The 17,715-nt window shown below is 58.0% G+C and carries 16 protein-coding genes and 1 pseudogene; 8 read left to right on the top strand and 9 right to left on the bottom strand.

Annotated elements, in window-relative coordinates:
- Positions 1-127: 127 nt before the first annotated feature.
- The 3 genes from JDW22_RS00215 to glnD form a co-directional block, all read right to left on the bottom strand.
- A complete protein-coding gene (locus JDW22_RS00215) occupies positions 128-1,225 on the bottom strand; it encodes a lysozyme inhibitor LprI family protein (protein WP_200520882.1) in 1,098 nt (365 codons plus the stop codon).
- Positions 1,226-1,260: 35 nt separating this feature from the next.
- The gene (locus tag JDW22_RS00220) at positions 1,261-1,410 is read right to left on the bottom strand and encodes a hypothetical protein (RefSeq protein WP_200520883.1); all 150 of its coding nucleotides are present in this window, start codon (positions 1,408-1,410) and stop codon (positions 1,261-1,263) included.
- A gap of 74 nt (positions 1,411-1,484) precedes the next feature.
- Positions 1,485-4,037: a [protein-PII] uridylyltransferase gene (glnD, locus tag JDW22_RS00225; protein ID WP_200520884.1), complete on the bottom strand. Its 2,553-nt coding sequence runs from the start codon at positions 4,035-4,037 to the stop codon at positions 1,485-1,487.
- A gap of 121 nt (positions 4,038-4,158) precedes the next feature.
- Between glnD and JDW22_RS00230 the strand changes: the two genes are divergently transcribed.
- The gene (locus JDW22_RS00230; RefSeq protein ID WP_200520885.1) at positions 4,159-6,642 is read left to right on the top strand and encodes an AsmA family protein; all 2,484 of its coding nucleotides are present in this window, start codon (positions 4,159-4,161) and stop codon (positions 6,640-6,642) included.
- A 635-nt stretch (positions 6,643-7,277) separates the two neighbouring features.
- On the opposite strand, the gene JDW22_RS00235 is transcribed toward JDW22_RS00230, so the two are convergent.
- The 5 genes and pseudogenes from JDW22_RS00235 to JDW22_RS14115 all read right to left on the bottom strand — a co-directional run.
- A complete protein-coding gene (locus JDW22_RS00235; protein ID WP_200520886.1) occupies positions 7,278-7,595 on the bottom strand; it encodes a hypothetical protein in 318 nt (105 codons plus the stop codon).
- Positions 7,596-7,626: 31 nt separating this feature from the next.
- Entirely contained in the window at positions 7,627-7,758 is a 132-nt protein-coding gene (locus JDW22_RS13805; RefSeq protein WP_268884199.1) for a hypothetical protein, read from the bottom strand.
- Between the two features lie 243 nt (positions 7,759-8,001).
- Positions 8,002-8,715, bottom strand: a complete 714-nt coding sequence (locus JDW22_RS00240; protein WP_268884211.1) for a PD-(D/E)XK nuclease family protein — start codon at positions 8,713-8,715, stop codon at positions 8,002-8,004.
- Positions 8,716-8,759: 44 nt separating this feature from the next.
- Positions 8,760-10,256, bottom strand: coding sequence for a 3'-5' exonuclease (locus tag JDW22_RS00245; protein ID WP_200521915.1), 1,497 nt, complete (start codon positions 10,254-10,256; stop codon positions 8,760-8,762).
- A gap of 49 nt (positions 10,257-10,305) precedes the next feature.
- Positions 10,306-11,706: pseudogene (locus JDW22_RS14115) on the bottom strand (UvrD-helicase domain-containing protein); the annotation flags it as partial.
- 175 nt (positions 11,707-11,881) lie between these two features.
- On the opposite strand from JDW22_RS14115, the gene JDW22_RS00275 reads away from it, so the two are divergent.
- From JDW22_RS00275 to JDW22_RS00290, 4 genes are all read left to right on the top strand, one after another.
- On the top strand, positions 11,882-12,244 hold the full coding sequence (locus tag JDW22_RS00275; protein ID WP_200520888.1) for a RidA family protein: 363 nt from the start codon (positions 11,882-11,884) through the stop codon (positions 12,242-12,244).
- A gap of 93 nt (positions 12,245-12,337) precedes the next feature.
- Positions 12,338-13,036 carry a phosphoglycolate phosphatase gene (locus JDW22_RS00280; RefSeq protein WP_200520889.1) on the top strand — a complete coding sequence of 233 codons (699 nt, stop codon included), beginning with the start codon at positions 12,338-12,340 and terminating at the stop codon, positions 13,034-13,036.
- A gap of 355 nt (positions 13,037-13,391) precedes the next feature.
- The gene (gene recX / locus JDW22_RS00285; RefSeq protein ID WP_200521916.1) at positions 13,392-13,850 is read left to right on the top strand and encodes a recombination regulator RecX; all 459 of its coding nucleotides are present in this window, start codon (positions 13,392-13,394) and stop codon (positions 13,848-13,850) included.
- Between the two features lie 130 nt (positions 13,851-13,980).
- Positions 13,981-14,229, top strand: a complete 249-nt coding sequence (locus tag JDW22_RS00290) for a hypothetical protein (protein ID WP_200520890.1) — start codon at positions 13,981-13,983, stop codon at positions 14,227-14,229.
- 65 nt (positions 14,230-14,294) lie between these two features.
- On the opposite strand, the gene JDW22_RS00295 is transcribed toward JDW22_RS00290, so the two are convergent.
- Positions 14,295-15,215, bottom strand: coding sequence for a pseudouridine synthase (locus JDW22_RS00295; protein WP_200520891.1), 921 nt, complete (start codon positions 15,213-15,215; stop codon positions 14,295-14,297).
- Between the two features lie 67 nt (positions 15,216-15,282).
- On the opposite strand from JDW22_RS00295, the gene JDW22_RS00300 reads away from it, so the two are divergent.
- Genes JDW22_RS00300 through JDW22_RS00310 form a run of 3 tightly spaced genes read left to right on the top strand, consistent with a single transcriptional unit; the run spans position 15,283 to position 17,713 of the window.
- Positions 15,283-15,774 carry a hypothetical protein gene (locus JDW22_RS00300; protein ID WP_200520892.1) on the top strand — a complete coding sequence of 164 codons (492 nt, stop codon included), beginning with the start codon at positions 15,283-15,285 and terminating at the stop codon, positions 15,772-15,774.
- A 47-nt stretch (positions 15,775-15,821) separates the two neighbouring features.
- Positions 15,822-17,117: a histidine--tRNA ligase gene (gene hisS / locus JDW22_RS00305; RefSeq protein ID WP_200520893.1), complete on the top strand. Its 1,296-nt coding sequence runs from the start codon at positions 15,822-15,824 to the stop codon at positions 17,115-17,117.
- On the top strand, positions 17,102-17,713 hold the full coding sequence (locus JDW22_RS00310) for a YfgM family protein (protein ID WP_200520894.1): 612 nt from the start codon (positions 17,102-17,104) through the stop codon (positions 17,711-17,713). The genes hisS and JDW22_RS00310 overlap by 16 nt, the downstream gene beginning before the upstream one ends.
- Positions 17,714-17,715: the final 2 nt, after the last annotated feature.

A 17,715-nucleotide genomic window follows, 5' to 3' on the forward strand; every position in this document is an offset into this window, starting at 1 on the left:
CGCTATTGCGTTTGATTTTCAGGCTGCGTGGCTGTGGAGATAAGGGTTTGCGCGGCGGCTTGATAAACAAAAAGGGCTGTACACAAGAAGGCAGCCTGAAAGTTTCAGGCTGCGGTTGCGTGCGGCGTTATTCGATGCTGTACCCTTTTAAATATTGCACGCGCTCGCGCGTCATGCGGGTGTCGCATTGCAGTTGCAGGTATTGGCTTTCGGTTGCGCTTTTGCCTTTGGCGGCGGCGTTGCGGCAGTTGGCGCGTTTTTTGCTTTCCCATTCGCGCTGTTCGTCCACAAGGTCTTGTTGCACTTGGGGGTCAATTTTGCGCCATGCGGATTTGATGGATTGGTCGGCTTTGCTGTTGGCTTCGCGCGCGGCATCCAGCTCTTTGCTGTTTACGCTGTTTGGTTTTTCTACGGGCGGCGTGAGTTTTTCAGGCTGCGGTTTAACCGGGGCGGAAGCCGTTGCGCTGTTGTCCGGCGCGTCGGTTTTGGGCGCGGGCACGGCTTTGCGCAAATCTTCGGGCTTGGGCGGCTCGGGGATGTTGTCAATCGGGGGAACGGCTTGCGGCGCGGGAATGGAGGCTTCTTCGGCTTTGGGCTGGTCTTTTTGTTTGAGCAGTTTGAGGGCTTCGGCGCGGCTCACGTTTTTGCCGTTCACGTTGAGCGTGTCTTTTACGCCGTAGGCGGCGAGGGCGTCGGCAAGCAGATTGGCTGCGCCTGTGAGGTTGTTATCGGTGGGGGCGAATTGGTTGTTTTTGACGGCATAGTTCAGCGGGAAGCTGAGGGTGTGGTTGCTGAATGTGCCGTTGCCGCCGGTGAGGTGTCGGCTGATGATGTCTTGTGGGGCTTCGCTTTGCAGCAGGGGGGCGTTGGTTTGGGCTTGCTTGATGAGGTTTTCGGGGATAGCGATGGCGACTTGCGCTTGGCAGGTTTCGGGCATTTGCCCTGCTTGGGCGTTGCTGGCGGTTACGTTTAATTGCGCGGCTAGGGCGATGAGTTTGTCGGCATCGATGTAGTCGTTGGCGTTGGCAAGGCGTTTGGCGTTGTTGCCGATGGTGTCTTGCACGATTTGTTTCACTTGGCTGTCTAGCGCAGGCATTTCGCAGCTGCTGTTGGCAACGGCAGAGGCGGCAGACGCTGCGGAGGCGGCAGGTTGGGCGGGGTCGCTTTGCGAGCAGGCGGTGAGGACTAGGGCGGCGCAGAAGGCGGCAAGGGCGGTTTGTTTCATTTTGTGGCTTTCGGGTTAAGAAAAAACAGGCGGCATCATATCAAAAATAGAGTGGGCTGCCAAAAGGTGGGGCAGCCTGAAACTTGGGCAAGAATCGTGCGGCAGCCTGAAATTTGAAATGGCGCGGCGGGCTGTTGCCGTTTTATTTCGGATTCAGGTTTCAGGCTGCCTATAGGCGGGAGCATGGCTTATTCCATTGCGGCGAGCAAGTCGCGTTTGAGGGCGAATTCTTTGCTGGGGTTGGCGAGTTCGCTGTTTTCTACGAGAAAGCTGTCTTCGGCGCGGTCGGCGAGGGTGGCGATTTTGGCGTAGAACAGGCGGATGTTGTGCTGGGCGAAGACTTCGGTGAGGTCGGCGAGCAGGTGGGGGCGGTTGGCGGCGATGATTTGGATGGTGTAGCGGGGGTTCTTCGGGCTGGATGCTGACGCTGGGGGCAAGGGGGAGCAGGCGCGGCGGCTGGTTGGGTTTGTGTGGGGCGTTGGTGGGGATGTTGCGTGGGCAAATTGGGTGTTGCAGGGTGGTGCGGTTGGTGCAGTTCTTCGCCGCTGTGGTGGGGCGGGGGTATGATGAAGTTATCTAAATGAAATCGTGGCGGTGATGAAGGCGCGGGCGACGATGTCAAACTGGTGTTGCCCGAATAGGCGGCATAGGCGGGTGAACAGGCGGTCTTATTGGGCATATAGACGAGGATGCGCCAGTTGCCGTTGGGCTCGGGGGTGATGCTGGCGTGGGGTTGGTGGGGCTGGGCGGCGATTTGGGGGAGTTGGCGGGCGATGGTTGGGCTGTTGTGGCGGGCGAAGTAGGCTGCGCCGAGGGTGTTGAATAGGCGGCGGATGGTTTGGGGGCTGTGGTTTTGCTCTGCGAGGATTTGGCTGGCGTGTTGGTAGCGGTCGTGGATGCTGGTGGTTTTCAGGCTGCCTGAAAGCTGGGCGCGGGTGCTGTGGTAGAGCTGGTCTAGCAGTTGGGCTTTCCATGTGTTCCAGATTTTGGGATTGGTGGCACGGATGTCGCAGACGGTGAGCAGGTAGAGCGAGTCTAGTTTTTCTTGGCTTTGCACGCGCCGGGCGAATTTTTGGATGACGGCGGGGTCGCTGATGTCTTCTTTTTGCGCGGTTTGCGACATGAGCAGGTGTTCGCGCACGAGCCATATGAGCAGGTCGCTGTCGTAGGGGGAAAGTTGGTGGGCTTGGGCGAATTGGGCGGCATCTTGTGCGCCGAGTTGGGCATGGTCGCCGCCGCGTCCTTTGGCGATGTCGTGGAACAGGGCGGCAAGGTAGAGGATGGGTTGCTTGGGGTGGTGTTGCATGAGGGTGGAGAGGGCGGGGTTTTCGTGGCTGTGTTCTTCTTGGGCGAGGCGGCGTAGGTGGGCGAGGGTGGTGAGGATGTGGTCGTCTACGGGGTAGATGTGGTAGAGGTCGTGTTGCAATAGCCCGACGATGTTGTGCCATTGGGGCAGGTAGCGGGCGAGGATGCCGTAGAGGTTGAGCAGGCGCAGGGTGTGGGTGAGCCCTTCGTTGGTTTGGAAAAATTGGAGGAATTGGGCGCGGTGGGCGGGGTGTTGGTTGAAGCGGTGGTCTAGCTTTTGCGCGGCCGCCCACCATGCGCGTAGGGTTTTGGGGGCGATTTGGTTGATGTCGCGGTGGGTTTGCAGGATGTGGGGGAGGATGAGGATGTGTTCGGGCTGTTCGGTGAACAGGGAGAGGTTGTTGGCGGCGAGGGTGTGGTTGATTTGGGTGTAGTGTTCGTTAATGGGGCGGGCGATGCTGGGCAGGGGGGAGTAGATGCGTTCGCGCAGCATGGGGATGAGGATGCCGCTGAGCTGTTGGATGGTTTTGGTGGTGCGGTAGTAGGGGTGCATCAGGTGTTCTATGGCGGTTTTGGCTTCGTTGAAGCCTGCGGTTTTCAGGCTGCCTTGGGGGGATGTGTTTACGGGGGTGGGGCAGCCTGAAAACGGGTTTTGTTGGGCGAGGGTGTGTTGCAGGTCAAAGGTGAGGCGGTCTTCTTCGCGTTGGGCGGCAAGGTGCATGGCGATGCGCAGTTGGGCGAGGGTGCGGTGGCTGTGGCGCAGCAGCTTGGCTTCGGCGGGTGTAATGATGGCGGACCGGGCGGCTGCGGGGGCGGCAAGATTGAGGTTTTGCACGCGGGCGAGCCAGTTGATAACGTGCAAATCGCGCAGGCCGCCGATGCCGTTTTTGATGTGCGGTTCCAGCGTTTGGCTGGGCTGCTTGGCGTGGCGTTGCTGCATTTCCAGCAGTTTGCTTTCAATGAACGGGACGATTTCGCGCTGTTGCCGGGCGGTGCGGATGGCTTGTCGGGCGAGGGCGGTGTTGCCGCATAGGGGGCGGGCTTCCAGCAGGGCGGTGCTGGCGGTTAAGTCGTCTTGCGCGGCTTGGAGGATTTGTTTCAGGCTGCCTGATTGCGGTGCGGGGGCGAGTTTGCCGTCCCACAGGGTTTGGATGAATCGGGCGAGGCTGTCTTGCTCGCGCTCGGTGAGTTCGGCGGGGGAAAGTATGGCGATGTCTAAATCGGAATGGGGGTAGAGTTCGCTGCGCCCGTAGCCGCCGGTGGCGAGCAGGCAAAGGTGTGGGCAGCCTGAAAAATGCTGTTGCCACAGGGCAACCAGCAGGGCATCGGCGGCGGCGGTGTGGCGGCGGAAATAGAGATAGGGGCGGCGGTTTTGCCGGAAGGATTGGTCGGCGGCGGCGCGGGCGGCGCGGTAGGCGGCGATGGGGGTTTCAGGCTGCATGGGGGGGCTTTCTGGGGCGTATGTTTGCGGGCGGGATTTTAATGGCAAACGGCGCAGAGCGGGCATGCTTGCTGTGGTTTTTAGCTTTGCTTTTCAGGCTGCCGCCACCACAACACAGCTTACGCCCACGCCCGCCGGCAAAATTTGCTAAAATGCCAATCTTTCTCGTTTCCCGCACGCGCAGCCCATGTCTTCATTGCCCAAATTCCACCTTTCCCCCGCACACTGGCGCATCAGCCGCATGGCTTTGGTTGCGTGCCTGATTGTGGCGGGCGTGTATTTGGGCGGCTCGGCGGCGTTGTATCGCGTATCCGAACACGAAGCCTTGCAGCAACGCGCCCGCGAAGCCCTAGCAGGCACAAGGCGCACCGTGCAATTTGACGCGCACATTGAGCGCAGCCTGTTCCCGCGCCCCACCATCATTTTGCACAACGTAGTGCTCAGCGAAGCCGATGGCAAAGCCCCCGCCCTGCGCGCGCAAGAAGTCAAAATCGGCATCGGTTGGAGCAGCCTGATTAGCGAGCCGACCATTGAAAAACTGGTGCTCAACGATGTCAACGCGCTGTTGGTGCGCAACAACCAAGGGCGTTGGAACATTGCCGATTTATGGCAAACCCGCAACCAACGCCCCGCCGTGTTCAACCGCGTGCAAATCAACCGTGGCAGCCTAATCGTGCGCGATGCCGAGCAAGGCGAATTTGCATTCAGCCAAATCAACCTTGCCCTATCGCGCCAAAACGCCAGCACCATCGGCTACCAGCTAGAAGCCCACGCCCATTCGCCCTATTGGGAAAACCTGCAACTCACCGCCACAGGCGACACCATCAGCAGCCCCAACAGCCAGCAGTTTCCCAAGCTCGCCGTCAAATTCAACGGCAAAGAAAACGGCTACACCTTTTCAGGCAGCCTGAAAACCAACGCTGCATGGCAAGAGCAAGACTTCATCGCCGAAAACAGCAAGCTAGAAATCGCCAGCCATCGCCACAACAGCACCTTCAATATCAGCATCACCAAACTCGCCAGCCGCTTTGGCGACACCAAACTCACAGGCATCAACGCTGTCTTCACCGCCCCCAGCCACCCCAACCAGCCCACAGGCACACTCGCCGCCGCTCAAGCCCAATGGCAAGACAACGAACTGCACAGCGACGAAATCAACCTAGACCTCAACACCCGCAGCCGCGGGCAAGACAGCCTCGACATCAACGCCAAATCCGAACTTGTCTGGCGCAGCGCCGGCGGCTTGCAGCTCAACAAGCTCAAATTCATCAGCACCCAAACCACCCCCCAAGGCACGCCCCGCTTCGCCAGCGAAATGGAAGGCAGCCTGAAATTTGCCCACCTCGCCAACTGGCAAATCCAACTGCAAGGGCTGTTTGACAAGCAACCCGCCAACATCGCGCTGGCGCGCAACGAAAACCACATCAGCGGCAGCCTGAAAATCGCCAAGCTCAACACCAAAAACTACGCCGCGCTCATCAAAAGCAACCCCACCACCAGCGACATCAGCCAAATCTTCCCCGCCGCCCCGCTCACCTACCAAATCGACGCCGACATCGGCACGCTGGAAACCCCCCGCGCCCAAATCGACAATATCCACGCCGGCATCAACGCCAGCGCCGAATCCATCATCCTCGCCCCGCTCACCGCCGACCTATACAGCGGGCGCACCGACGGCAGCCTCATCATCCAAAACCGCACCCCCATCGCCTACCAGCTCCACCAAAAAGCCGAAGGCGTGCAAATCCACCCCATGCTGCAAGACCTGTTCAAACAAAGCCGCATTAGCGGCAAAGGCACCGCCGAATTCGCCCTCACCGCGCAAGGCAGCAGCCCCGACGAAATGCTCGCCAGCCTCAACGGCAGCGTGAAACTGGATATTAACGACGGCGAATGGTCGGGCATCAGCTTCAACCGCATCCGCAACCTGCTCGCCGGCATCGGCAACAGCACGCCCGAAGCCGAAGCCACCGCCATGCCGTTCAGCCATTTTGTGCTGGAAGCCAACATCCAAAACGGCATCAGCAGCCACAGCGCCCAAGCCGCGTTTACCTGGCCCGCCGCCACCATGACCAGCAGCGGCAAGCTCAACCTTGCCAGCAACGAAATCACCGAAGACATCCGCTTCAAAGGCAACGCCGAAAGCCAAGCCCTGCCCATCCGCGTCAGCGGCAAAATGGACAACCCCAGCGTGAGCCTTAATTTCCAACAAATCACATCGGGCAGCACCACCGCCGAAGAAAAACAAAAAGCCATCAGCAGCGCCTTGAAGCAGCAATGGCAATGGTTTATCGCCCAGCCCGACACGCAGCCTGAAAACGACAACAGCGCGCCCGCTCCAGCCCAAGCCGCGCCCAAGCCCAAACCCGTCGCCCGGCCCGCCGCCCCTGCGGTTGCCCCCGCGCCCGAAAAACCCGAAAGCCGCAACGAAGCCAAACACGAACCGCGCATCGCATTGCCCAAAGCCAAGCCTGTTAAACCCGCCGTTAAGCCCGTTGCCAAACCTGCTGTCAAATCCACTGCGAAACTCGCCGCCCAGCCGGTAAGGCAGCCTGAAAAAGCCAAGCCGAGCAATAAGCAGCCTGAAAAAGCCAAACCCCAAGCCGGCGACAAATCCGCTGCGAAACCCAACAGCAAGCCGCCTGCAAAAGCCAAGGACAAGAAAAAATAGGCAGCCTGAAAACGGTGCTGCGGTTGGCAAGGCATGGAACGGCGGCGGCTCATTGCCCATTGCCAAAAGGCGTGTTTGAATGGCGCGGAATATTGGCTTTGGTTGGCGGGCTGGCGATGCTTATTGGGTGGGGTGATGTAAAGGCAGCCTGAAAAACGTGTGCATTCGTTTTTCAGGCTGCCTTTGCGGTTTCGGGCAATCTGTGCGGCAGCCTGAAAATGTTGGTGCGATGGGCGGGGTATGGAGCGGCGGGGGCGCGTTGCCAAAAGAGGGTTGAATTGCAGAGCGTCGGATTGAGGCGTGGTAGCGCGCGGGGCAGCCGCCTTCGGGCGGTTGTGTGTTGAAACTTGCGTTACGGGACGTTTCGCAAGCATGACTTTTCCAGCCGCCTACGGGCGGCTGTGTGTTGAAACCACGCCGCTGCACAGGCTGACGTAGCGCATTTCAGACAGCCGCTTTCAGGAGGCTGTGTGTTGAAACATGCTCGCTTTGTAGCGAGGCGTGATTGTTGGTGTGTTGGCAATGCTTTGTTGCTTGTTGTGCTTGGGATGGGGATAGGAGGCAGCCTGAAAACGTGTTGGATGCGTTTTCAGGCTGCATTTGTGTTTGGAAACTGTTGCGGCAGCCTGAAAATGTTAGAGCGGTAAGCGGGGCATGGAGCGGCGGTGGCTCGTCGCCAAAGAGGGTTGAATTGCAGAGCATTGGATTGAGGCATATTGGTTGGTAAGCGGCTGATGCTGTTGGCGCCGGTGTGAAGAGGCAGCCTGAAAACCCGTAGCTTCAATGAAGCCCAAGCGTTGTTCGCCCATCCAACGAAATCGGTTGGCGGGCGCATTCAAATCTAGTGCATTCAAATGTTTGTCTGCGAAAAAGGCAGCCTGAAAACGTGTGCATTCGTTTTCAGGCTGCCTTTTGTCGGTTGAAACTTTTACAAAACCCGGTCGGTTGGGCATAAATGCCCGACCTGCAATTGCCTTGGTATTTTTAGCCGGCGCACGGCTTGCGGGCAAGCCGTAGGGGACGCGGGATGGTTTTCAGGCTGCCTGTTATTGCGCCCGCGTTCAAACTTGGGGCGGTTAATTTGTTTGCCGTGGGGGTGGGTATTTTGGCGGGCAAGCGAGTTGTCTGCCCTCTGCTGGGTGTTTTCAGGCTGCATTAAAGGCAGCCTGAAATTGGAATGGTGCGTTTCTGTTTAAAGCGTGCGTTGCGCGTCGGCAAAATGTTGGCGAGCCGTCGCTGCTCCGTGTCGGCATTGGGTTCGCAAGGGTTTCAGGCTGCCTTTTGGGGCGGGTTAAACGGCAGCCTGAAAACGGTGGTCGGGCTGGCGGTCGTTGCCCTGCTTGTTCGCAACCCTCTTGCTTACAACCATTGTTTCAGGCTGCTGGTGGGGATGTCCCATTGCCATACGCCGTTGCTGGTGATGCCGTCCAGACCGCGCAGGAAGAGATAGCGGATGTGGAGGGTGGCGGGCTGGGCGTTGCGGCTGGTGAGATAGCGGGCGGTGGCGATGGCGTAGAGCAGGGCTTGTAGGGCGTAGTGATGTTGGGCAACGGCTTGGTTGAGCGCGGCTTGGGTGTAGTCGCTGGGGCTGTTGCCCAGCCAGTTGGATTTGTAGTCGATGATGAGGGTATCGCCTGTTTCGGTTTGGGCGAGCAGGTCTATGTAGCCGTTGATGTAGCCTTGCACGTCGCGGAAGCTGAGGTTTTGCGCGGCGGCGATGATTTCGGGGGGGAGCTTGCTGTGTTGGGCAAACCATGTTTTCAGGCTGCCTAGGGTGAAGTTGCGGGTGTGCAGCAGGAAGCCGAATTCGGTGAGGATATTTTGCGGGGGCAGGGTGCTGAGGCTGGTGCGGGGCAAGAGGGGGGTGTGGCGGGTGTCTTCAATCAGCTGGGCGATGGTGTCTTGCCATTGTTGGCTGTTGATGTTGTGTTGGTCTAGGGTGGTTTGGATGAGGGGGAGGTTTTGCCGCCCGGGTTGGGCGAAGGGGTAGCGTTCCAATAGGCTGTGCAGGCAGATGCCTGCGGCTGTGCCTTGGGGGAATTGGGCGATGGTGGGGGGGGCGTCTGGTTTCAGACTGCCTTGTGAATTTTGGGCTTGGGCGGTTTGTTCGCCAGGGTCTAGCGGGTTTGTTCGCTGGGGAGGGCGGTGCTGTGGCGGCTGAGGGCGGTGAAGCTGGTGTGCTGGGGGCTGCGGTAGCTGCGGGGGGGGATGGCGGTGGCTTGGTAGGTGGGTTGGGTGTTATGGGGTTGGGCTTGGTTGGTGTTTTCGGTTTTCAGGCTGCCTGTGTAGGTGGGCAGGGTTAGGGTGTCGTGCCATTGGATGTGCTCGGGGTGTTGCGCGATGAAGTTTTGCCAGCTTTGGCGGTAGGCTTGGGCTTGGATGTGGGCGTATTCGTCCTTGTTGGTGTTTTTGTCTTTTTCAGGCTGCTGATGTTGGATGAGGTAGGCAAGCGGGCTGTCTGCGGTGTGTTGGTAGCTGGCGATGTAAACGTTAAGCTGTTCTTCGGCGCGGGTGAGGGCGACGTAGAGCAGGCGTAGATCTTCGGAGCGTTGTTCGGTTTGGGCTTGTTGTTGGTCGCTGTCGGTGAGCTGGGTTTTGTGGATGAGCTGGGCTTGGTGGTTTTGGTGGATGATTTGCCATTCGGGGGGCTGTTGGTTGCGGGCTTTCCAGACGAACGGGCAGTATACGACGGGGTATTGCAGCCCTTTGGCGGCGTGCATGGTTACGATTTTGACGAGGTTTTCGTCGCTTTCTAGGCGCAACAGGGCGTGGTCTTGGGGGTTGGCGTGGTTTTGGCTGGCTTGGATTTGTTGTCCGAGCCATTGTTGCAGCGCGCTGGGGGGCTGTCCTTTTTCGTCTTGGGTGGCTAGGATTTCTAGGATTTGGTGGAGGTTGGTGAGGGTGCGGTCGTTGCGTTGGGACAGCAGGGTGGTTTCGGCTTGGGATTGGCGGAGAAATTGTTGCAGGGCGGTGTAAACGCCGTGTTGTTGCCATGTTTGGGCGGCTTGGTTGGCGGCATCGGTCCATTGGGTGAGCTGGGCTTCGTTTTGGTTGAGCTGTTGGATTTGGGCGGCAGTGTGGTTGTAGAGGCAGCCTGAAAGCAGGTAGATGAGGTGTTGGGTGCGCTGGGGGTTGAGGATGAAGCTGATGAGGGCGTAGACGGCTTGGGTTTCTTCTTCGGCGTAGATGCTGTCGCGGCTCAGGAGCACGCTTTGGATGTGGTGCGTTTTGAGCTGGCGTTGCATCAGCGTGCCTTCTTTGCGGGTGCGCACGAGGATGGCGATTTGCCCTGCGCTGATGGGGGTTTTGCCTTGAGCGTGGGCGTGTAAAGTAACGGCGATTTCTTGGGCGCACCATTGGGCGGCGCGTTGGGCTAAGGGGTCGCTGTTGTCGGCGGTGGGGTCTTGGTTGAGCCATGTGAGGCGCAGGGGGGCGGTGCCGGCGGGCAGTGTGCTGGCTGCGGGCGGCGCGGGCGGGGGTGTAGGGGATTTGGGGCAGGGCGAAGGGGTTGGGGCGGGAAAACAGGGCGTTGACGGTGTGGACGAGGGCGGCGTGGCTGCGGTGGTTTTGGCTGAGGGTGTGGCGGTTGGGGGGGGGGGTGGTGTCGGCGGCAGCTAGGTAGGCGTAGATGTCTGCGCCGCGGAAGCTGTAGATGGCTTGTTTGGGGTCGCCGACCATGTAGAAGGCGGTTTTATTTTGGTTGCACTCGTTTTCAGGCTGCCTTTGGGGTTGCATAAAGGCGGCTTGGAAGATGGCGTATTGCAGGGGGTCGGTGTCTTGAAATTCGTCGATGAGGGCGGTTTGCCAGTTGGCGGATAGGGCGCGGGCTAGGGCTTGGGCGTGGGGTTTTTCGGGGCTGAGGGCGTGGTAGACATCCAGCAGCAGGTCGTCGAATTGGCGGTTGGGGCTGGTTTTTTTGTCGGCTTCGTTTTGCGCGCGCAGGTAGTGGATGATGTTGTGGGAGAGTTGGATTAGGGCTTGGCTTTCGGCTTGGATATGGGCTTGGGCGGCGGTGGCGAGTGCGCCGAGGGTGGTGTCGATTAGAGCAAGCGGCTCGGCGGGCAGTTGGATTTTTTGCTTGGATTTTTTGTCTTGGTTGGCTTTGCTTTGCAGAAATTCGGCGGTGAAGATGGCTTGGGTGTGGCTGCTTTCGGTGAGCAGTTGCCAGATGGTTGCGGGGCTGGGGCAGCCTGAAAATTGGTGGAGCCGGGCGAAGCGGTCTTCGCAGCGGGCGGCGTTGTAGCTTTGTTTGTTGAGATGGGGATGCAGTTGCCAGAAGGCGGCTTGGATTTGGGGAAGCTGGGCGCAAACGTGTTGCCATGCTTGTTGAAAGGCTTGCTGGGTTTGGGCGATGTGGGCGTTTTGGCTTCGCCGAAACTCGTTACACTCGTTTTCAGGCTGCCTTAATTGCAAATAGGGGCGGGCTAGGTAGGGGGATAGGGCTTGCAGTTGTTTTTCGGGGGTTTGGTTGTGCTGATAGACAAGCTGGGCTTGGACGGGGTTGGGGGCAATTTGGGTGCGCCAGTAGTCTTGGATGGCGATGAGGTTGGGGTTGTCGTTGGGGTCTTCGTTGAGCTGGATGTTGAAGGGGGTTTGGCAGTAGAAGGCGAAGTCTTGCAGGATGCGTTGGCAGAAGCCGTGGATGGTGTAGATGGCAGCGTTGTCAAAATTGCTGATGGCGGCGGTTAGGCGCAGTTGCAAGCGTTCTTGGCTTTCGCTGGCTAGGGCTTGGGTGAGCAGGTGGAAGAGGAAGTCGTCGGGGCGGTTTTTGTCGTCTAGGCTGTTTTGGCGCAGGGTTTCAGGCTGCGTTTGGGCGTTGGGCGTGCGTTTAAGCGCGGTGAGGGCTTGGTCCAGGCGGGCGCGCAGGCGGGTTTTGAGTTCGGCGGTGGCGGCCTTGGTAAACGTTACCACGAGGATTTTTTCTACGTTTTGTTTTTCCAGCAGCACGAGGCGGGTGAACAGGGCGGCGATGTTCCATGTTTTGCCTGTGCCTGCGCTGGCTTCGATAAGGTGGATGCCGTGAACGGGGATGGTGAGTGGGTTGAGCGGGGTGGGAGCGGTCATGGTAGGCAGCCTGAAAACGGGTTGGGGTGGGGAAACAACGGGCGCAATGATAGCATGATGCGGGGGCGTTTTCGCTTTGCTGCTGCGCGCTGTTTTAACGCTGTTGAAGCCTGCGGTTTTCAGGCTGCGTGGTAGAATGGCGGCTTGTTAAACGATGTAAACGAAAGGGTTTGCGATGGCTGTTGAACGGTTTGGCTGCGGCGCGCGCTTGTCGGAAGCGGTGGTTGCCAATGGTTTTGTGTTTTTATCGGGCATGGTGCCTGAAACAGACGGCGACATCACGGCGCAAACGGCGGATGTGTTGCGCCAGATTGATGCGTGGCTGGCGCAATGCGGCTCGGACAAGACGCATATTGTGGAAGCGACGATTTTTCTGGCGAACATGGCGGATTATGCGGGGATGAACGCGGCATGGGACGCTTGGGTGGATGCGGCAAACCCGCCTGCGCGCGCTTGCGTGGAAGCGAAGCTGGCAAAGGAGGGATGGTTGGTGGAAATTAAAGTTTCGGCGGTGGTGAAGCCAACAGAGGCAGCCTGAAAACGGGTTTTGCCGTTGCATCATCACCTTGCCAACCCGCCCAAAATCATTTTCAGGCTGCCTCAATAGCCTGTTTACAAAAAGGAAAAATTTATGACTACTCAAATCCAAGCCGTCGCCTTTGACCTAGACGGCACACTCTGCGATTCCATCCCCGACCTTGCCGCCGCCGCCAACGCCATGCGCCAAACGCTGGGCATGGCAACCCTGCCCGCTGCCACCGTGCAAAGCTATGTGGGCGACGGCATCGGCGTGCTGGTACACCGCGCCCTCACCGACAACCCGCAAGGCACCGCCCCCGAAGCGCAATGGCAACAAGGCTACACCGCCTTTGTCCGATACTACGCCGACCACATCGCCGACCGCACCCGCGCCTACCCCGAAACCGAAGCGGGCTTGGCGCTGCTGCAATCGCTGCGCATCCCGCTTGCCGTCATCACCAACAAAAACGAAATCCTCGCCGTGAAACTGCTCAAAGCCTTGAAGCTGGACGGCTATTTCAGCATCATCATCGGCGGCGACACCCTGCCCGAAAAAAAACCCAGCCCCGAGCCGCTGCGCCACGTTGCCCAAGTGCTCGGCGTGAACGTGGCAAACATCATCATGGTGGGCGATTCCAAAAACGACATCATCTCCGCCAAAGCCGCAGGCAGCATCGCCGTGGGCGTAACCTTTGGCTACGGCGACATGGCGCAATTAAGCCAAGACCCCGCCACCAAGCCCGATTGGACGATTAACGCCCTGCCCGATATTTACACCCATTTGCGCCCGCAAAAGTCCGAAGAAGAGTAATCCGCCCGCATAAGGCAGCCTGAAACCTTTGCAAAAACTGTAACCAATGGCGCGTCGGCGGCTCGCCGACATTTTCCTGCCAACCGGCAAAACGCCATTGAATACGCCATTTGGCGACGAGCCATTGCCGCGCCATTTTAGATTTCAGGCTGCCTAATCTTGTTTACACACCCGATCAGGCAGCCTGAAAACAGATTTCCGAATACCGTTTTACAACAAGCCAAAATGACAACGATACCCGTTGCGTGTATGCGCTCGCCCACGCCCCGTTTGGCAACATTCCACGCCATGCCGCAAAGCCACGCCCCCGTATATTGTTTTTTCAGGCTGCCTCAACCCCATCACCCCCACCACCATGCGACCCACCAAATCCCTACGCGCCCGCGCCCTAGACATCCTCTCCCGCCGCGAAGTCAGCCGCCAACAGCTCTACCGCAAACTCGCCCCCTATGCTGAAGACCCCGACGAACTGGAAGCCGTGCTCGCCGAATTTGCCCGGCGCAACTGGCAATCCGACGAACGCTACACCGAAGCCTACATCCACAGCAAAAGCCAAAAACACGGCACGCAACGGCTCAAACAAGCCCTTGCCGCGCAAGGCATCGACGAAGTGCTTATCCGCGAACACCTGCCCGATGCCCGCGCCGAGCAAGCGCATGCCAACCAAGTGCTGCGCAAAAAATACCCCGCGCCGCCCGCCGATTACGCCGAAAAACAAAAGCAACTGCGCTTTCTGGTCTATCGCGGCTTTGATTTTGACACCGCCAACCATGCCGTGAAACACGCGTGGGATGACGGGGATGCAGACGAATAAAAGCCGTGTGCGCCGTCATCCATACAAATACAGGTTTGCCGTTTCAGGCTGCCCAAACGCATTAAGGCAGCCTGAAATCTGGGCAAAACGCAAACAGGTCGGGCATTGATGCCTGACCTACGGCAACATTTTGTTTTTACGGTTATTCCTGAATATCAAACAAAATTTTCGCCCACGCGGGCATGACGGCGTTTCTTGTTTTCAGGCTGCCTCTGCCGTTGCCCCGCCTTTCAGCTTCGCAACGCAGACCGCTCCAAAGGTTTTCAACCATGGATTTCAGGCTGCCTTCGGGCTTTCGCTGAACGCGGGCGCGATGTTTGGCAGCTTGAAAAGCCGACCCCGCGCTCCTACGGCTTGCCCGCAAGCCGTGCGCTGCTAAAAACAAAGGCAGCCTGAAAACGCCGTCGCCGACACCTTTCAGGCTGCCTTAATCCCGTTTGCCAATCACAAATCCTGTCCGCTTTCAAACGCCCGTGCCGCGCCCGTTAGCGGGTCAATAAACGCCAACCGCTTTGCCAGCAGTTTTAACGGCTTGCTGTAATCGTCGCCGTTTTCAGGCTGCACCACGGGATACAGCGCGTCGTTCAGCAACGGCATGCCCAGCCCCATCATCTGCACCCGCAGCTGGTGTTTTTTGCCGGTAACCGGCTGCAATTCGTATAGGCTCACTTCGCCGCGCGGTTCCAGCAGGCGAACGCGCGTTTCCGTATTCGCTTCGCCCGTCGCCTCGCGCATCAAGAAAAACGGCTCGCTAGGCACAAGGCGCGTGCGCACGGTGAGTGGATAGGGCAAATCCAAGCGCGTGGGTGCGAGTGCGTGGTAGGTTTTTTGGATGGCATGGCTGGGGAACAGCGTGTGATACGCCGCGCGGGTGGCGGGATTATGCGAAAACAGCATCACGCCTGCGGTGTCTTTGTCCAAACGATGCAACGGCGTGATGTCTGCCGTGTTCAGATGCTGCAAATCGGGATGCAGCCGTAGGCGCGTGAGCAGCGTTTCGCGCAAAAATCGCCCGCTGGGGGTAACGGGCAAAAAATGCGGCTTGTCCACCACGATTAAATCGTTGTCCAACCACAAAATTTTTTCGTCAAACGGGATGCGCGGCTCGGCATCGCGGCTGATTTCGCGGTAGTAAAAAAGGGTTTCGCCCGCTTGGTACAACACATTTTCGTGCAACGGCTCGCCGCGCTGGTTCACCACCATGCCGCTGTTGAGCCGCGCGCGCCAAATATTCTCGGCGATAAACGGAAAGCGGGCGCGCAAATAGCACAGCAGCGGCTTGCCGATGTATTGCTTGTCGTGTGGTAGGTTGAGGTAGCTGGGTTTGATGCCGCCCAAAAGCGGCAGCGGATTGGTGGGTTTCATGCGTGTTTTCGGGGAAATCGGGTATAATCGCCGCCATTTTACACATTCAGGCAGCCTGAAAAACAACATGTCATCAATCAACGGCTTCGGCACAACATTTTACGGCGAATGCGATTACCAACCAGACGGCTCGTTCGTTACCACCTATTGGATTATTCTCGCCTTTTTGCCCATTATCCCTTTATACAGCGCGCGCATTTTTTATTCGGAAAGCGGTCTTTTCAACACGCAGTACCAATATGAAAAACTGCCAGTTAATTGGCAGCAGGTTGTACGCATTTGGGCGTTTGTAATCGGCACAGCTGCGGGGTTTATAGGGTGTTTGCACATCATCAGCTCGGTATTGGCATCTGATGATCACCGCAGCGCAACCATTTTGCTAGTCTATTTGACCGCCGCCGCGCTGCTGCCCCATTTTTTGCGCTACCAAGCCAAAAAACAAGTGAATTTCCTGCCCGATGTGGCGATACGCTCGTCTTTTTCCAAAAGACATTTTTGGCTGCTGGCAATGCTGGCTGTGGCTGTAATCTGCCTCATCGTGTATTTACGAACACTTTAATTTTTTCAGGCAGCCTGAAAACCGAAATTTTCTAAGAAAGCAAAGTTATGTCCCAAAAAATCCAATCCGTTAAAGGCATGAACGACCTTCTGCCCGTTGAACAAAAAGACTTCAAGCTCACTGCCGATTTCTGGCAAGCCTTTGAAAACCAAGTGCAAAAATGGACGCAACGGTTCGGCTACAAGCAAATCCGCACGCCCATTGTGGAACACACAAATCTATTTGTGCGCTCCATCGGCGAAGAAACCGATGTGGTGGGCAAGGAAATGTACACGTTTAACGACAACGCGGGCGAAACCAGCCTCAGCCTGCGCCCCGAAGGCACGGCAAGCTGCCTGCGCGCGGTGGTGGAACACGATTTAACCTACGCCGCGCCGCAAAAATTATGGTACATGGGAGCGATGTTCCGCGCCGAGCGTCCGCAAAAAGGGCGTTACCGCCAGTTTCACCAAGTGGGCATCGAAGCCTTGGGCTTTGCCGACCCCGATATTGACGCGGAAATCATCGCCATGTGCGCCGATTTGTGGCGCGAATTGGGCATCAGCGGGCAATTGACGCTGGAAATCAACAGTTTGGGCAACCGCGAAGAGCGCGCCGCCCACCGCGCCGCTTTGGTTGCCTATTTGTCGCAACACGAAGCGGAGTTGGATGAAGACAGCAAACGCCGTTTGCACACCAACCCCTTGCGCGTGTTAGACAGCAAAAATCCCGCCTTGCAAGACATCTGCAACGCCGCGCCGCGCCTGCTGGATTATTTGGGCGAAGCATCTTTGCAGCACTACAATACGTTCAAATCGCTGCTGGATGGCTTGCAAATCAAATACATAGAAAACCCACGCTTGGTGCGCGGCTTGGATTACTACAACCACACCGTGTTTGAATGGACCACCGACAAGCTGGGCGCGCAGGCCACCGTGTGCGGCGGCGGGCGTTACGACGGCTTGATGGAAGAGCTGGGCGGACGCGCCACGCCGTCTATCGGCTTTGCGATGGGCATCGAGCGGCTGCTGCTGCTGGTGCGCGATTACGGCAGCCTGAAAGCCGATTTCGTGCCCGATGTGTTTGTGATGCAGCAGGGCGAGGGCGCAACGTTGGCCGCGATGAAACATGCGCAAACCTTGCGTGGCGCGGGGTTTAACGTGGCGCAGTTTTCAGGCAGCACCAAGCTGAAAAACCAGTTTAAACGCGCCGACCAATCGGGCGCGGCGTTTGCCGTGATTATTGCGGAAAACGAAGTGACGCAAAATACGGTTACAATTAAAGACTTACGCGGCGGGCGCGGGCAAACAACCGTTGCCGCCGATGAGCTAGTTCAACAATTAAACGAATGGAGTACGCAATAATGGCGGGTTATCACGACGAACAAGAAAACATCAACACGGCGAAGCATATTTGGCACAGCGGCGGCAAATGGGTGGCGGTGGTGCTGGTGGCGGGCGCGTTGGGCTATGTGGGCTATGTGGCGTATCAAGGGCGCGTGCATCAAGGCAGCGCGCAAGCGGCGCAACTGGCGGCGCAGGTGAAAGGCGATGCGGCGAAATTGGCGGCGTTGCAACAGCAGTTCCCCAAAGATACGGCAACCACGCAAGCCAGCTTGCAAACGGCGGCGGCGTTGTTCCAAGCGGGCAAGCTGGATGATGCGGCGAAGGCGTATCAATGGGTGCTGGCAAACGACAAAACGCCCGTTTTTCAGGCTGCCGCGATGCAGAATTTGGCGAATGTTTACATTCAGCAGAAAAAATACGACGACGCGCTTAAAACGCTTGCCATGCCTGTGAGCGAGCCGTATCAGCCGTTGATTAACGAAACCAAAGGTGATGTGTTCGCGGCGCAAGGTAAAGCCAAAGAAGCGGGCGAGGCGTATAAACTGGCGTTGGATAAATTGCCTGAAAACTCGGGCAACCGGCAGTTTATCCGGATGAAGATGAGCCAGCTTTGATG

Origin of the sequence: Kingella bonacorsii (genome assembly GCF_016623605.1) — a bacterium.
Classification (GTDB): Bacteria; Pseudomonadota; Gammaproteobacteria; order Burkholderiales; family Neisseriaceae; genus Kingella_B; species Kingella_B oralis.

Excerpts from the sequence above, each read along its gene's own strand:
- JDW22_RS00215 (WP_200520882.1), bottom strand. The coding sequence starts at position 1,225 with ATGAAACAAACCGCCCTTGCCGCCTTCTGCGCCGCCCTAGTCCTCACC.
- JDW22_RS00220 (WP_200520883.1), bottom strand. The coding sequence starts at position 1,410 with ATGCTCCCGCCTATAGGCAGCCTGAAACCTGAATCCGAAATAAAACGG.
- glnD (WP_200520884.1), bottom strand. The coding sequence starts at position 4,037 with ATGCCCGCTCTGCGCCGTTTGCCATTAAAATCCCGCCCGCAAACATAC.
- JDW22_RS00230 (WP_200520885.1), top strand. The coding sequence starts at position 4,159 with ATGTCTTCATTGCCCAAATTCCACCTTTCCCCCGCACACTGGCGCATC.
- JDW22_RS00235 (WP_200520886.1), bottom strand. The coding sequence starts at position 7,595 with ATGCCCAACCGACCGGGTTTTGTAAAAGTTTCAACCGACAAAAGGCAG.
- JDW22_RS00275 (WP_200520888.1), top strand. The coding sequence starts at position 11,882 with ATGGCTGTTGAACGGTTTGGCTGCGGCGCGCGCTTGTCGGAAGCGGTG.
- JDW22_RS00280 (WP_200520889.1), top strand. The coding sequence starts at position 12,338 with ATGACTACTCAAATCCAAGCCGTCGCCTTTGACCTAGACGGCACACTC.
- recX (WP_200521916.1), top strand. The coding sequence starts at position 13,392 with ATGCGACCCACCAAATCCCTACGCGCCCGCGCCCTAGACATCCTCTCC.
- JDW22_RS00295 (WP_200520891.1), bottom strand. The coding sequence starts at position 15,215 with ATGAAACCCACCAATCCGCTGCCGCTTTTGGGCGGCATCAAACCCAGC.
- JDW22_RS00300 (WP_200520892.1), top strand. The coding sequence starts at position 15,283 with ATGTCATCAATCAACGGCTTCGGCACAACATTTTACGGCGAATGCGAT.
- hisS (WP_200520893.1), top strand. The coding sequence starts at position 15,822 with ATGTCCCAAAAAATCCAATCCGTTAAAGGCATGAACGACCTTCTGCCC.
- JDW22_RS00310 (WP_200520894.1), top strand. The coding sequence starts at position 17,102 with ATGGAGTACGCAATAATGGCGGGTTATCACGACGAACAAGAAAACATC.